Raw genomic sequence first — 14,415 nt, 5'->3', positions numbered from 1 at the left:
CCCGATCCGGACCTCGCCGAGTACGACCCGGAGGCCGCACGGATGCTGCGGGAGCGGGTGCTGCGGGAGGCCCGCCAGACAGGACTTGGTCTCCGGGAGTGCCCCGGTAGGTGGGGAGGCGCCTATTTCGACGGCCTCCTGCCGGTCACGCCCAGGTGCACCAACAGGGCCAGGTTGGGCTTGAGTTGGGCCGCCTTCACGCCCGCGGACGAGAACCCCTTCTGGTGGGCCGCGACCGCCGCGAGCATCGTGACCAGCGCACCGGCCACCGCCGCCGGGTTCACGTCCTTGTCGACCCTGCCCTTGGACTGCAGCTCCGCGATGGAGTCCGCGAGGGAGACGTTCACCGAGTTCAGGATCTTCATGCGGATCTTGTTGAAGCGCTTGTCCCCCTCGGCCGCGCCGAGGTCCACCACGCGCAGGATCGCATCGTGCCTGCGCCAGAACTCCAGGAAGCCGTCCACGAGTTCCTGCGCCGTCTGCCAGCCGGACCGGCCGGTCCAGGTGCGTCCCTCGAGCAGTTCGGTCAGCCCCGCGCCCTCGGCCGCCATCTGCTCGGCGAGCTCCAGGACCGCGCCCTCGACGTCCGGGAAGTACTGGTAGAAGGTCGCGGGCGACGTGCCCGCCTTCCGGGCGACATCGATGACCTTGACGTCCCGGTAGGGGGAGGAGCTGAGCATCTCGCTGAGGCAGTCGAGCAGCTTCTGCCGGGTCGCCTGCCCACGCCGGCCGGCCACGCGGCCGTCGACGGTACGCACTTGTCCTGTCATGTCGTCAGCTTACCGAGGGGTGATCTGAGCGCGATTCGGCCGACTGCAAATGGGGTGCGCGGGGGCCGCGGGGACGGTGTGCCTGGTCCTGCGGGGTGCGCGTAACCCGGTTACTTTGACGACATGGCCGAAAATAGCGCATCCGCGCACGAGCCGTACAGGGAGGGCGTGCCCTGCTGGGTGGACGCCCAGCTGCCCGACGCCGAGGCGGGCAAGCGGTTCTACGGTGATCTCTTCGGGTGGACCTTCGAGGAGGCGTACGGCTCCTCGGTGTGGGCCCTGCTGGACGGCGGCCCCGTCGCCTCGCTGGCCCCCAAGACGGACGGCCGGATGCCCACCGTCTGGACGGTCTCCTTCGCCACCCCCGACGCCGCGGCCCTCGGCCGGCGGATCACGGCGGCCGGCGGGCAGGTGGTCGTCGCCCCGTACCCGGTGGGCGGGCTCGGCACCGCCGCCCTGGCCGCCGACCCGGAGGGCGCGGTGTTCGGCCTGTGGCAGGCCGGAACGCACCGCGGCTTCGGGCGGCGGCACGAGCCGAACACCTTCGCCTGGGCGCAGCTGTACACCCGGAACACCGCCGCGGCCAACGCCTTCTACGGGGACCTGTTCCACGACGCCCTGTTCGGCGCCGGCGCGCGGCCCGACTTCGGCCGCGCGGACGTCTCCGAGGTGTTCGCTCCGGAGATGCCCCCGCACTTCCTCACCCACTTCCGGGTCGCGGACCTGGACGAGGCGGTCGGGGCGGTCCAGCGGCTCGGCGGGCGGGTGCAGGGGCCACCCTTCGAGACGACGTACGGGCGGGTGGCCGTCGTCGCCGACAATCAAGGGGCGTCGTTCGCGCTGCTGGAGCGCTGATACGCCCGCTTTGGCATGAGACACCCCGTTTTTTCGCCGGGTTCGCAACCGGCCGCCCGGCCAGGAAGAATCGGGGTGCGTGCCGCCACGGCGGTGCGGTGGTGAGACGCTGCACTTCGGCCGCGTACATATGTGGGTGGCGCGGCTCGTACGGGGAGGTGGCAGGCAAGTGGTGGATCAGCTGACGCAGCACGATCCGCGGCGGATCGGGCCGTTCGAGGTGCTGGGCCGGCTGGGCGCCGGCGGCATGGGGCTGGTCTATCTCGCGCGCTCGGCGTCCGGCCGGCGCGTGGCGATCAAGACGGTGCGCACCGAGCTGGCCGAGGACCAGCTGTTCCGGGTCCGCTTCACCCGCGAGGTGGAGGCGGCCCGCGCGGTCTCCGGTTTCTACACCGCGGCCGTGGTCGACGCCGACCCGCGCGCCCCCGTCCCGTGGCTGGCCTCCGCCTACGTCCCCGCGCCCTCGCTGGAAGAGATAGTGAACGAGTGCGGGCCGCTGCCGGCGCAGGCCGTGCGCTGGCTCGCGGCGGGCGTGGCGGAGGCCCTGCAGTCCATCCACGGCGCGGGCCTGGTCCACCGCGACCTCAAGCCCTCCAACGTGCTCGTGGTCGAGGACGGCCCCCGGGTGATCGACTTCGGCATCGCCTCCGGCGTCTCGAACACCCGCTTGACGATGACGAACGTCGCCGTGGGCACCCCCGCCTACATGTCCCCGGAGCAGGCCAAGGACTCCCGCAGCGTCACCGGCGCCAGCGACGTCTTCTCCCTCGGCTCCACCCTCGTCTTCGCGGCCACCGGCCACCCGCCCTTCCACGGCGCCAACCCGGTCGAGACCGTCTTCATGCTGCTGCGCGAGGGCCCCGACCTCACCGGCCTGCCGGACGAGCTGCGTCCGCTCATCGAGGCCTGCATGCAGATGGACGCCTCCGCCCGCCCCACCCCGGCCGACCTCCAGGCCCAGCTCGCCCCGCACCTGTTCGGCTCCGGCTCCGACGACAGCGGCACCGCCTCCGCCTGGCTGCCGGAGAAGGCCGTCGCCCTCATCGAGTCCCGCCGCGGCGGCCGCCCCACGGCCCAGCTCGCCCCGGCCGCCGCCCCGGGCCCCCGCAGCGGCGGCCGGCAGACCGTGCCCCCGCCGCCGCCCTACGACCCCCCGGTGCCCGCCCCGGCGCCCGCGCCGACCGGCGCCCCCGACACCGGCCCGGTCCGGCTGGCCGGCGCCCAGGTGCCCATCGGCCCCGGCCCCCGGGTCGCCGACGCCCGCGCCGCCGCCGTCAAGGCGCCCCCGCCCGAGGCCGGCCTGGTGGCCAGCTGGTCCCGGCCCCGCCCCGGCGTGGCCGGCGCCGACCCCGCGGTCCCGCCCGTGCCGCCGGCGCCCCCGGAGACCTCCGGCGGCTGGCGGCCGTGGCGTTTCCGCATGTCCAACGACGTGTGGGGCACCCCCGCCGTCGACGGGGACCTGGTCTACGTCACCTCCTTCGAGGTGCACGCCCTCGACGTGGCCACCGGCCGCCGCCGCTTCAAGACCCGCGACGTCGCCTGGTCCATGGCCGTCGCCGACGGCCGCATCCACGCCTCCGACGGCCCCACCCTGTTCGCCCTGGACGCCCGCGAGGGCACCGACCTGTGGCGGCTGTCCACGGACGCCTGGGTGTACTGCCTGCAGGCCGACCGGGGCACGGTCGTCACCGGCACCCGCGGCGGCGGCGTCCAGGCCTGGGAGGCGTCGAGCGGCCGGAAGCTCTGGGAGATCACCGGCTGCCAGACCGACTTCGAGTCCCCCGAGGCGGGCCCGGCCGTCCACGACGGCACGGTGTACGTCTGGCAGGACGCCCGGCTGCGCGCCCTGGACGCCCGCACCGGCGACGAACGCTGGTCCTACCCCATCGGCGACGCGGCCTCCTGCGGCGGCGTGCCGGTCCGTCTCACCCCGGCCGCCGACGGGCACGTCTACGTCTGCGCCGGCACCCGGGTCCTCGCCGTCGAGGCGGCGACCGGCAGGGTCCGCTGGCACTTCGAGGCCCCCGCGGTCTTCCTGTGCCCGCCCGCCTTCGCCCCGGGCCCGGCCGTCACCGGCGGCGGCGTCTACCTCGCCGACTACCTCGGCACCGTCTACGCCCTCGACGCCGCCGACGGCCGCGACCGCTGGCGCATCGCGACGGAGGCCCGCTCCTCCGTCGAACCGGTCCTGGTGGCCGCCGGGCACGTGCACGTCGGCAGCGGCAAGGGCCTGTACACCCTGGACGCGGTCACCGGCACGCCCAAGTGGCGGTTCCAGGCGGGCGGCGACGTGGTGGGCGCCCCCGCGGTCGCCGAGGGCCGCATCCACTTCGGCTCCACCGACCACCTGCTCTACACCCTGAAGGCCGACGACGGCCGGCTGCGCTGGAAGCTCGCCACGGGCGGCGAGATCACCGGTTCGCCGGTGGTCAGGGACGGGGTGGTGTACGCGTGCAGCAAGGACCGGTGCGTGTACGCGCTGGACGCGGAGAAGGGCACGGGCACCGCGCGGACGGCGTGACCGCGACGGCCGTCGTACCGGGTGCGCACGGAAGGGTTCCGGACGGCGGCCGTCCACGGCCGACGCTACCCCGGCCGTCCGGCGCCCGCCACGCGGTGCCGCCCGGTCGGTAGGGTCGTGGCATGCCCATGCACACACGGACGCGCACGCTCAGGTTCACGGCCGTACTGGCCCTGGTGGTGCTCAGCCTGACCGGCTTCTCCGCGGGCCGGCACCACAGCCGCCACGGGAGCGGCGGCGCAGGCGGGTGCAGCAGCTCGCACCAGGACCACGACGGTTCGTCGTCCACCTCGGGCGGCGGCAGGTACGACGACTCCGCCGGCGCCTACGACGCCACCGGCGGCGGCCACGGCAACGGCAGTGGCACGGGCGGCGGGTCCTACCGCCGCGGGGCCACGCCCCGGTCCACCTCCTCGTCCGGCGGCACGGAGCTGAAGCACGGCAAGGCGCGGCTGGTGAGCTGCGCCACCGAGAAGGCGCCGTACGCGACCGTCGAGGTTGCCAACCCCAACCGCCGGGAGGCCGACTTCAGGGTCCAGGTCGAGTTCGCCGGCGAGCAGGACACGACGGTCGCCCGCAACTCGGCGCGGGTCACGGTGCCCGCGGACGGCAGCGCGCGCGTCCACGTGGACCTCGTCAGCGCCTCCGGACCCCGCGACGACGGGCTGATCCAGGAGGTCGACCACTGCACGGTGGACCCGGTGGCGGAACCGGTGGACTGACGCGCGACGCGTCCCCCGGACACGCCTCGGCCGCGGCGGCTCCCCCTCCGCGCCGCCGCGGCCGATCCCCCCGTCGGGATGAAGGTCTACTTGCCGTCCAGACCCAGGGCGGGCGGAGCGGGCATGGCGTTGTCCATCGTCTTGACGGCGTCCTTGAGGGGACCCGTCGGCATGGCGTTGTCGAGCGTCGTGATCGTCTCGTCCTCGGCAGGCGGCGTGGGCATCGCGTTGTCCTGCGGAGTGACCGCGGTGTCCTTGGTCTGGTCGCTCATGATCTCGTGTTCCTCTGCTGTCGTGACGAGTGAGGAACGCCCGCCCGGGAGCTCCCCCGAAGGCCACCGGACGGGCGTTCGGAACCGCACCCTACGGGGTCGGTTCCAGTCGGACCGTCTGCCCCCCGACGCGACGGTCCGGCACGTAAGAGAGTGCCAGCCGTCGATAAACGAATGCTGAACGTCCGTCGGGGCCCGTGCGAGCAACCGCTTCTCAGGCCGCCGAGGTCGGTGCGAGGAGCGCCCGCACCGTCTCGGCCTCCGGGGCGCCGCTCTGCTCGTACAGGTTGAGCGCCTCACGCCAGCACGCCCTCGCCCGGTCCATCTGTCCGAGCCTGGTCAGCGCCTGCCCCAGAAGGGTCAGCACGTTCCCGCGCATACGGTCGCCGCCGATGCAGCCCAGTGCGAGGGCCTGCTCGGCGTGCCGGGCAGCCTGCGCCGGACGGACGGCGGCCAGGTGCACCTCGGCGATCCGGAAGTTGGTGGTTCCTTCCCAGAGCCGCTGGCGGTGGTCCCCGAAGATGTGCAGTGCGTCGGAGAACTGGCTGAGGGCTTCGCCGTGCCGGCCTGCCTGGATCAGGGCGACGCCCAGCGCGTAGTGGCTGTTGGCGAGGCGCACGGTCCGGCCTATCTCGCTGTGTGCGGCCACGCCGCGCCGGGCGATCTCGACCGCCCGGGTGACGTCGCCCATCCCCAGGTACGCGCGGGACAGATTGCCCAGGCTGGTCGCCTCGAACGGGCGGTTCCCCGCGGCCCGCAAGCCTTCGAGGGCTCTCTCGAAGAAGGCCTTGCCCTCCTCGTGCCTGCTCTGGTGAAGGCAGATCAGGCCCCGGTTGTTGGCCACCCAGCTCGCGGCGGTCGAGTCGCCCACGCCCTCCGCCAGCCGCATCGCCGTCCGGGCCTCCCGCTCCGCCTGCTCGATGCGCCCGGAGACCAGCAGGACGTCGGTCAGGACGGTCCGCGCCCTGCCCTCGGCCCGGGCGTCCCCGGCCGCACGGGTCGCCTCGCACATGGCCCGTGCCGTGGTCTCGTACTGGTGGGAGTTCGCCCCGGACTCGGTCAGGTCCTTGGCCGCCCACAGCAGGTCGACCCCGCGCCGCAGGCGCCCGGTCCCCGCCGACTGCCGCACGCAGGCCAGGAGGGGACCGGCCTCGGAGTACAGCCAGTCGAGCGCCGCCGTCGCCTCCCCGAACCGCAGCCCCGGGTACTGCGTCGTCTCCAGGTCGTCCACCAGCCGGTCCCCGGGCCGCTCGATGGCGTACACGCCCGCCGTCGTGGCCAGGTAGAAGTCCAGCAGCCGCGACAGCGCCGCCTGCCGTTCGCCGGGCGGCAGTTCGTCCCGCTCCGCGCAGGAGCGGGCGTACAGCCGGACCAGGTCGTGGAACCGGTAGCGGCCGGGCGCCGCCGACTCCAGCAGGGACGTGTCCACCAGGGACTCCAGCAGGTCCTCCGTCTCCTCCGCGGGCAGGTCCAGGACCGCCGCTGCCGCCGCCAGGGAGATGTCCGGGCCGTCGGCCAGGCCCAGCAGGCGGAAGGCGCGGGCCTGGGCCGGTTCCAGCTGGCCGTAGCCGAGTTCGAAGGTGGCCTTGACCGCGAGGTCCCCCGCCTGCAGCTCGTCCAGGCGCCGGCGTTCGTCCGCCAGCTTGGCCGCGAGGACCGAGACCGTCCAGGTGCGGCGGGCCGCCAGGCGGGAGGCCGCGATGCGGATCGCCAGGGGCAGGAAACCGCAGGCCGCCACCACGTCCAGGGCGGCGTCCCGCTCCGCCGCCACCCGCTCCTCGCCGACGATCCGCGTGAACAGCGCCAGCGCCTCGTCGGGGGACATCACGTCGAGGTCGACGAGGTGGGCGCCGGCGAGGTCGAGCATGCGGACCCGCGAGGTCACCAGGGCCGCGCAGCCCTCCGTGCCGGGCAGCAGCGGCCGCACCTGCGCCGCGTCCTTCGCGTTGTCCAGCAGCACCAGGACGCGGCGGCCGTCGAGGACCGAGCGGTACAGCGCCGCCCGCTCCTCCAGGGAGTCCGGGATCGCCGAGTCCGCCGTGCCGAGGGCGCGCAGGAAGGAGCCGAGGACCGTCTCCGGCTCGGCCGGGCGGGGGCCCGCGCCCTGGAGGTCCACGTACAGCTGGCCGTCGGGGAAGGCGGTGCGCGCCCGGTGGGCCACGTGGACCGCCAGGGTCGTCTTGCCCACGCCCCCGATGCCGGCCAGCGCCGACACCGCCATCACCCGGCCCCCCGCGCGCGACGGGGCGGACAGGGCGTCGCCGAGGTCCGCCACGAAGGCGGCGCGGCCGGTGAAGTCCGGCACGGAGGCGGGCAGTTGCGCCGGGCGCACGCGCACCGCGGCCGGTTCCGCGGCGGGCGCCGAGGGCTCCGCCAGGGCCGGGTCCGCGCGCAGGATGCGCTGCTGCAGCTCCCGCAGTCCCGGGCGCGGATCCACGCCCAGCTCCTCGGCCAGCAGGCGGCGGGTGTCGGCGTACACCGCGAGCGCCTCCGCCTGCCTGCCGCTCCGGTACAGCGCCAGCATCAGCAGTTCCCGCAGCCGCTCGCGCAGGGGGTGCGCCGCCGTCAGCGCCGTCAGCTCCGAGACCGCCTCGGCGTGGCAGCCCTGTTCCAGGTCCATGTCCAGGCGGGACTCCAGCAGGCTCAGGCGCCATTCCTCCAGCCGGGCCCGCTGGGCCTCGGCGTAGGGGCCGGGCACGCCCGCGAGCGGCTCGCCGTCCCAGCGGGCCAGCGCCCGGTTCAGCAGGGCGCGGGCCCGGCACAGGTCCCCGGCGCCCCGCGCCTTCTCCGCCTCCGCCGCCAGGTCCTGCGCGACCGCCACGTCCAGGGCGCCCTCGCGCAGCCCGCGCAGCGCGTAGCCGCCGGACTCGCTGACCAGGGCCCCCGGGCCGAGGACCTTCCGCAGCCGGGACGCGTAGGTGCGGACCGCCGCCAGCGCCTGGGACGGCGGCTCGGACCCCCACAGGGCGTCGATCAGTTCGGCCGCCGTGGCCGTACGGCCCTCCCGCAGCAGCAGGGCGGCCAGCAGGGCGCGCTGCTGGGGGGAGCCCGTGCCGAGCGCCTCCTCGCCGCGCCAGGCCCGCACCGGACCGAGCACGCCGAACCGCAGCGGTTCCGCCTCCGCGACGGCCTCGCAGCCGCCACGCCGCTGCCCGGGCACTCGCGGCCCACCGTCCATGCGTTCGCCCCCTCCGGCGTCACGAACAACCCCGTCAGTTTGCCTTGTTCGGGGCGGTTGCGTCAGCCGTGGGAGACACCGATCACAGGCCCCCGGGCCGCGGTCCACACGGCCCTCACACGGTCTTCGCACCGCGAGCGCCTCCGGCGGCCCGGCCGCTCGTGCGGGCCGGACGTGCCGCCGCGCCTGCGGCCGCGGGCGCCCGGACCGCCGGTCCGGGCGCGGGGCTGGCGCGCACGCACCGCGGCCGGTGACCGGACGCGGGGACCAGCCGGAAGGAGCCGCCGGCCCGGCGTGCGCCCGGCTCGGCTGCTCGTGCGGGCCGGAGGTGCCGCCGCGCCTGCGGCCGCGGGCGCCCGGACCGCCGGTCCGGGCGCGGGGCGGGCGCGCACGCACCGCGGCCGGTGACCGGACGCGGGGACCAGCCGGAAGGAGCCGCCGGCCCGGCGTGCGCCCGGCTCGGCCGCTCGTGCGGACCGGACGTGCCGCCGCGCCTTCCCGGCGGGGCCCGCCACGGCAGGCGCCGGCCGAGCGGGGCGGCGAGGCGCCGCGGGAGGCGGGGCGCGGTGTCGCCGTGCGGGGCCGGCGGGCCCGCAGGCGCCTCCGGCTCCCCGCGGCACGGCGGCCGCGGCCACCGCGGCGCAAGCTCCCGCCCGGCGAGGCTGCGGGCCCGCAGGTCCCGGTGCAGCACCCGGCCCGGTGCCGTCCACGGACCGGGTGAGGGAGCCCGGCGCCCGGTCGACGGCGAAGGTGTGGCACGAGCGGCGCTACCGCACCTGCGGCACGAAGAACGCGGCACCGGACGGCCAGGGCCGTCGCGTGAACGTGGAGCGTGGACGGCGGGATGCTGCGCATGGGCCCGATGGCGGGCTCGCACCCGACTGGCGACGACTCACGGTCCCCCCCCGCACCGGGCGGGCCCCCCGCACCGGGCCCCCGCACCGGGCGCCGCCGGCCGCGGCGGGGAGCACGGGAGCGGCGTCTTCGCGCCGGGGGCCCGGTGAGCCCGTGGGGGTGATCAACGCAACCGTATGCTCGGAAGATGACGACTTCCGCGACAACCGGAACCGGTCCGACCGAGAACGCCCTGCGGCGCGCCCTCAAACGCGCCCGGGACGGCGTCGCCCTCGACGTCGCCGAGGCGGCGGTCCTGCTCCAGGCGCGCGGCGAGGCCCTGACCGACCTCGCCGCGTCCGCCGCACGGGTGCGGGACGCGGGCCTCGCGGCGGCGGGCCGGCCGGGTGTCATCACGTACTCCAAGAGCGTCTTCATCCCCCTCACCCGGCTGTGCCGGGACCGGTGCCACTACTGCACCTTCGCCACCGTCCCGGGCAGGCTGCGCCGCGCCGGGCACGGGATGTTCATGTCCCCCGACGAGGTGCTGGACATCGCCCGCAAGGGCGCCGCGCTCGGCTGCAAGGAAGCACTGATCACCCTCGGCGACAAGCCCGAGGACCGCTGGCCCGAGGCGCGCGAGTGGCTCGACGCGCACGGCTACGACGACACCATCGCCTACGTCCGCGCCGTCTCCGTCCGCGTCCTGGAGGAGACGGGCCTGCTGCCCCACCTGAACCCGGGCGTCATGACCTGGACGGACTTCCAGCGCCTGAAGCCGGTCGCGCCCAGCATGGGCATGATGCTGGAGACGACCGCGACCCGGCTCTGGTCGGAGCCGGGCGGGCCCCACCACGGCTCCCCGGACAAGGAACCGGCCGTGCGGCTGCGGGTGCTCCAGGACGCCGGCCGCTCCTCCGTGCCGTTCACCTCCGGCCTGCTCATCGGCATCGGCGAGACGTACGAGGAACGGGCCGAGTCCCTGTTCGCGCTGCGGAAGGTCGCCCGCGCCTACCACGGCATCCAGGAACTGATCATCCAGAACTTCCGCGCCAAGCCCGACACGGCGATGCGCGGCATGCCGGACGCCGAACTGGACGACCTGGTGGCCACGGTGGCCGTCGCCCGGCACCTCATGGGCCCGTCGGCCTGCCTGCAGGCCCCGCCGAACCTGGTGGACAGCGAGTACGGGCGGCTCATCGCGGCCGGCATCGACGACTGGGGCGGCGTCTCCCCGCTCACCATCGACCACGTCAACCCCGAGCGCCCCTGGCCGCAGATCGAGGAACTCGCCGAGAAGTCCCGCGCGGCCGGTTTCGAGCTGCGCGAACGGCTCTGCGTCTACCCGGAGTTCGTCCGCCGCGGCGAGCCCTGGCTGGACCCGCGGCTGCGCCTGCACGTCGACGCCCTCGCCGACCCGGACACCGGTCTGGCCCGCCCGGACGCGGTCGTGGAGGGCCGCCCGTGGCAGGAGCCGGAGGAGGTCTTCGTGTCCGCCGGGCGCACGGACCTGCACCGCACGATCGACACCGAGGGCCGCACCGCCGACCGGCGCGACGACTTCGACGAGGTCTACGGCGACTGGGCGGCCCTGCGGGAGGCGGCGGCCCCCGGCATGGCGCCCGAGCGCATCGACGCCGACGTGCGCGGGGCGCTGCGCACCGCGGCCGACGACCCGACGCGCCTGACCGACGCCGAGGCCCTCGCCCTGTTCCACGCGGACGGCCCGGCCCTGGACGCGCTGTGCCGGGTCGCCGACGACGTGCGCAGGTCGGCGGTCGGCGACGACGTCACCTACATCGTCACCCGGAACATCAACTTCACCAACGTCTGCTACACCGGCTGCCGTTTCTGCGCGTTCGCGCAGCGCCGCACGGACGCCGACGCGTACACGCTGTCGCTGGAGCAGGTCGCCGACCGGGCGCAGCAGGCGTGGGAGGTGGGCGCGGTCGAGGTCTGCATGCAGGGCGGCATCCACCCGGACATGCCGGGCACGGCGTACTTCGACATCGCGAAAGCGGTGAAGGAGCGCGTCCCCGGCATGCACGTCCACGCCTTCTCCCCGATGGAGGTGGTGAACGGCGCCACCAGGACGGGGATGTCCGTGCGGGAGTGGCTGACCGCCGCCCGGGAGGCGGGCCTGGACTCCGTCCCGGGCACGGCGGCGGAGATCCTGGACGACGAGGTCCGCTGGGTGCTGACCAAGGGCAAGCTGCCCGCGGCCACCTGGATCGAGGTGATCCGGACCGCGCACGAGCTGGGCATCCGCTCCTCCTCCACGATGATGTACGGGCACGTGGACCAGCCCCGGCACTGGCTCGGCCACCTGCGGACCCTGGCCGGGATCCAGCGCGAGACGGGCGGCTTCACGGAGTTCGTGACCCTGCCCTTCGTGCACACCAACGCCCCCGTGTACCTGGCGGGCATCGCCCGCCCGGGGCCGACGATGCGGGACAACAGGGCGGTGACCGCGATGGCGCGTCTGCTGCTGCACCCCTGGATCTCCAACATCCAGACGAGCTGGGTGAAACTGGGCACGGCAGGGGCGGCGGAGATGCTCCGCTCCGGTGCGAACGACCTCGGCGGGACCCTCATGGAGGAGACCATCTCCCGGATGGCGGGCTCCTCGTACGGCTCCTACAAGTCGGTCCGCGACCTGGTGGCGGTGGCGGAGGCGGCCGGAAGGCCGGCGAAACCCCGCACCACGCTCTACGGCGAGGTCCCCGAGGAGCGCCGGCGGGCGGCCGAGGCGTCCGACGGGCACCTGCCGGAGCTGCTCCCCGTCCTGGACTGAGTACGATGATCCGACCCCCGATCCGACGAGGGGCCCCGTAGCGGAGGAGATGCGTACCCGTGGCTGCCCGACTGCCCTCGTGGGCCTGGGTCACCGGTCTGACGGCGGGGGCGACCGCGGTCGTGGTCGCCCTGGCCGTCCAGGCGGACCACGGGCCGCGTCCCGCGGCCGCGACGGCCGGGCCCGCCCGGTCCGCGCCGGCCACCGCCCCGGCGACCGTGGCCCCGAAGACGCCGGCCGTGCCCGCGCTGCCGGAGAACTCCGGCGAGGGCCGCCGGATCGTGTACTCGCTCGGCGAGAAGCGCATCTGGCTGGTCGACGCCACCGGCAGGGCGACCCGCACGTTCACCGTGTGGCCGGGCACGGTGAGCCCGCAGCCCGGCCGTTACTCGGTCACCCTGCGTCGGCAGTCCCTCAAGGGCTCGGACGGCGTCGAGATCGAGCACATCATGTACTTCACCAAGGTGGACGGCGTGAACGTCGCCTTCTCCAACGCTCTGGACGGCTCCTCCCCGCCGCCGGCCAACGGCCAGAAGCTGGGCGGCATACGCCTCCACAAGGAGGACGGCGCCGCGCTGTGGGCCTTCGGCGACCAGGGCACCCGGGTCGCGGTGGTCAGCTAGCGTCCCGCCGCGCCCCGCCCGGCAGGTGGTTGACGATCAGGGCGACCCCGCTGATCAGGAACACCCGGGTCGCCGCGTCCAGCCCGTTCCAGGTCTTCGACTGCCACATCGCGAACCACTCCCCGCCGATCCCGATGAACCCGGCGCCGAAGAGCAGCAGCATCATCAGCAGCCCGTAGGTGGACCAGCGCCGGGCGGACTCGTCCCCGCGCCGCGCCCACAGCCAGGTGGCCCGGAGCAGTACCAGGGCCGTCACGGTCTCCCACACGATGATCAGGACGTACGCGGTGTCCTCCAGGGCCTTGCTGGTGACCGCCCGCCACATCAGGTCGTCGTCCCGGAACGTCGTGTCCATCGCCAGCACGTGCCGGACGAACTGCTGGTTGGTCCCGAAGTCGGTGATGTTGCCCAGGGCGACCAGGGCGATGTAGAGGGCGACTATGCCGGTGAGCACACCGGCGGCGAGCCGCGGGCCGGTGCGTGCGGCGGTGGTGGTGGTCATGGCGGGATTCTCCCCGGTCCGCCCCCCGGTCCGCCGTACGCATCACGCCAACATCACGTCCGGCGCCGGGTGCCGGGTGCCGGGTGCCCGGCGCGGGGCGGCGGGCGGCGGGCGGGCCTGGCCGGATCGCCGCGCCGCGGCCGGTCCGTCCCCCTCAACGCACGGTTCCCGGTCGATTACAGTGCCTAGCGTCGTACAGGCGGACGGTGCCGTGGGGAGGTCTGGTGGGTGCGACGTCCGGCGCCGTCTGGGGCCGTGCCGAACAGCAGGACTTCCGCAGCCGGGTGCGCGGCACCCTGCTGGGGGTCGCCGTCGGCGACGCGCTGGGCGGGCCGGCCGATCCGCTGTCCCTGGAGGAGATCCGGTCCGCGTACGGCGGCGAGGGGCTGCTGGACCTGGCCCAGGGCCACGGCCGGCGCGGCGCGGTCACCCACCACACCCAGCTGACGCTGTTCACCGTGGACGGGCTGATACGCGCCCAGGTGCGCCGCGACACCGGCGCCTGGCACCCGCCGACCGACCTGCACCGGGCCTACCTGCGCTGGGCGGCCACCCAGCGGGACTGGGGGCCCGACGAGCGCCGCGAGGACGACGGCTGGCTGGCCCGCGAGGAGTGGCTCTACGCCCGCCGCGCCCCGACCCGGGCGCTGCTCCTGGGGTTCGGCGACACGACCATGGGCACGCTGGAGTCGCCGAAGAACCCCGGCGAGCTGGGGCCCGAGGCCGTCGCGCGCTCGGCGCCGTTCGGGCTGCTGGTCGGCTGGGAGCCGCAGCTCGTCGTCCAGCTGGCCGTGGAGTGCGCGGTGCAGACCCACGGCCACCCCGTCGCCTGTCTGTCGGCGGGCGCGTACGCCGTGATCGTGCACGGGCTGGCCCGGGGGGAGAGCCTGGACGGCGCCGTGCGGCGGGCCCTCGCGCTGCTCGCCGTCCGCCCCGGCCACCAGCCGGTCTCGGACGCCCTGCGGCACGCTCTCGGCGCGGTCCGGCAGGGGATGCCGACCCCGGACCGGGTGGAGGAACTGGCCGGCGACGGTACGGCGGACGGGATGCTGGCCGCCTCCGTGTACTGCGCGCTGGTGGGGGAGGACGTGCGCAGCGGGCTGTGCCTGGCGGTGAACCAGAGCGGCCCCTCCGCCGCGGCCGGCGCCCTCACCGGCGGCCTGCTGGGCGCCCTGCACGGCGAGACGGCCCTCCCGCCGGCCTGGCTGGCCGAACTGGAGGGCCGCCCCACCATCCTGGAACTGGCCGACGACTTCGCGATGGAGATGACCCAGGGCCCGGCGCTGCACGGGCCGGCGCACGGATCCCCGGGCTGGCTGACCCGCTACCCGCGGGCCTGAGCCG

The 14,415-nt window shown here is 75.2% G+C and carries 10 protein-coding genes and 1 pseudogene; 7 read left to right on the top strand and 4 right to left on the bottom strand.

Going from position 1 to position 14,415, the window contains the following annotated elements:
* Positions 1-122: 122 nt before the first annotated feature.
* Positions 123-758: a TetR family transcriptional regulator gene (locus ABZ261_RS25100; RefSeq protein WP_356862817.1), complete on the bottom strand. Its 636-nt coding sequence runs from the start codon at positions 756-758 to the stop codon at positions 123-125.
* A gap of 135 nt (positions 759-893) precedes the next feature.
* Here ABZ261_RS25100 and ABZ261_RS25095 point away from each other — a divergent pair, with 135 nt between their 5' ends.
* The 3 genes from ABZ261_RS25095 to ABZ261_RS25085 all read left to right on the top strand — a co-directional run bounded on the left by ABZ261_RS25095 (position 894) and on the right by ABZ261_RS25085 (position 4,868).
* The gene (locus ABZ261_RS25095) at positions 894-1,625 is read left to right on the top strand and encodes a VOC family protein (protein ID WP_356862803.1); all 732 of its coding nucleotides are present in this window, start codon (positions 894-896) and stop codon (positions 1,623-1,625) included.
* Between the two features lie 169 nt (positions 1,626-1,794).
* The gene (locus ABZ261_RS25090) at positions 1,795-4,146 is read left to right on the top strand and encodes a serine/threonine-protein kinase (RefSeq protein WP_356862801.1); all 2,352 of its coding nucleotides are present in this window, start codon (positions 1,795-1,797) and stop codon (positions 4,144-4,146) included.
* A 122-nt stretch (positions 4,147-4,268) separates the two neighbouring features.
* Positions 4,269-4,868, top strand: coding sequence for a hypothetical protein (locus ABZ261_RS25085; RefSeq protein WP_356862799.1), 600 nt, complete (start codon positions 4,269-4,271; stop codon positions 4,866-4,868).
* Between the two features lie 86 nt (positions 4,869-4,954).
* Here ABZ261_RS25085 and ABZ261_RS25080 read toward each other — a convergent pair whose 3' ends face one another.
* Complete coding sequence (locus tag ABZ261_RS25080) at positions 4,955-5,140, bottom strand: hypothetical protein (protein ID WP_356862797.1); 186 nt, start codon at positions 5,138-5,140, stop codon at positions 4,955-4,957.
* Between the two features lie 214 nt (positions 5,141-5,354).
* Entirely contained in the window at positions 5,355-8,318 is a 2,964-nt protein-coding gene (locus tag ABZ261_RS25075) for a BTAD domain-containing putative transcriptional regulator (protein WP_356862795.1), read from the bottom strand.
* A gap of 823 nt (positions 8,319-9,141) precedes the next feature.
* Here ABZ261_RS25075 and ABZ261_RS25070 point away from each other — a divergent pair.
* The 3 genes and pseudogenes from ABZ261_RS25070 to ABZ261_RS25060 form a co-directional block, all read left to right on the top strand.
* Positions 9,142-9,222 (top strand): annotated as a pseudogene (locus ABZ261_RS25070) (SDR family oxidoreductase); the annotation flags it as partial.
* Between the two features lie 138 nt (positions 9,223-9,360).
* Positions 9,361-11,946: a bifunctional FO biosynthesis protein CofGH gene (locus ABZ261_RS25065; protein WP_356862793.1), complete on the top strand. Its 2,586-nt coding sequence runs from the start codon at positions 9,361-9,363 to the stop codon at positions 11,944-11,946.
* Positions 11,947-12,005: 59 nt separating this feature from the next.
* Positions 12,006-12,569 carry a hypothetical protein gene (locus ABZ261_RS25060; protein WP_356862791.1) on the top strand — a complete coding sequence of 188 codons (564 nt, stop codon included), beginning with the start codon at positions 12,006-12,008 and terminating at the stop codon, positions 12,567-12,569.
* Here the strand turns inward: ABZ261_RS25060 and ABZ261_RS25055 are convergent.
* Entirely contained in the window at positions 12,562-13,071 is a 510-nt protein-coding gene (locus ABZ261_RS25055) for a DUF2165 domain-containing protein (protein ID WP_356862789.1), read from the bottom strand. The two genes, ABZ261_RS25060 and ABZ261_RS25055, sit on opposite strands and share 8 nt — an antisense overlap.
* Positions 13,072-13,295: 224 nt before the next feature.
* On the opposite strand from ABZ261_RS25055, the gene ABZ261_RS25050 reads away from it, so the two are divergent.
* Complete coding sequence (locus ABZ261_RS25050; protein WP_356862787.1) at positions 13,296-14,411, top strand: ADP-ribosylglycohydrolase family protein; 1,116 nt, start codon at positions 13,296-13,298, stop codon at positions 14,409-14,411.
* Positions 14,412-14,415 lie beyond the last annotated feature (4 nt).

This window comes from Streptomyces sp. NPDC006193, from assembly GCF_040613915.1.
Classification (GTDB): Bacteria; Actinomycetota; Actinomycetes; order Streptomycetales; family Streptomycetaceae; genus Streptomyces.
This window is presented reverse-complemented; position numbering and strand designations above follow the sequence as displayed.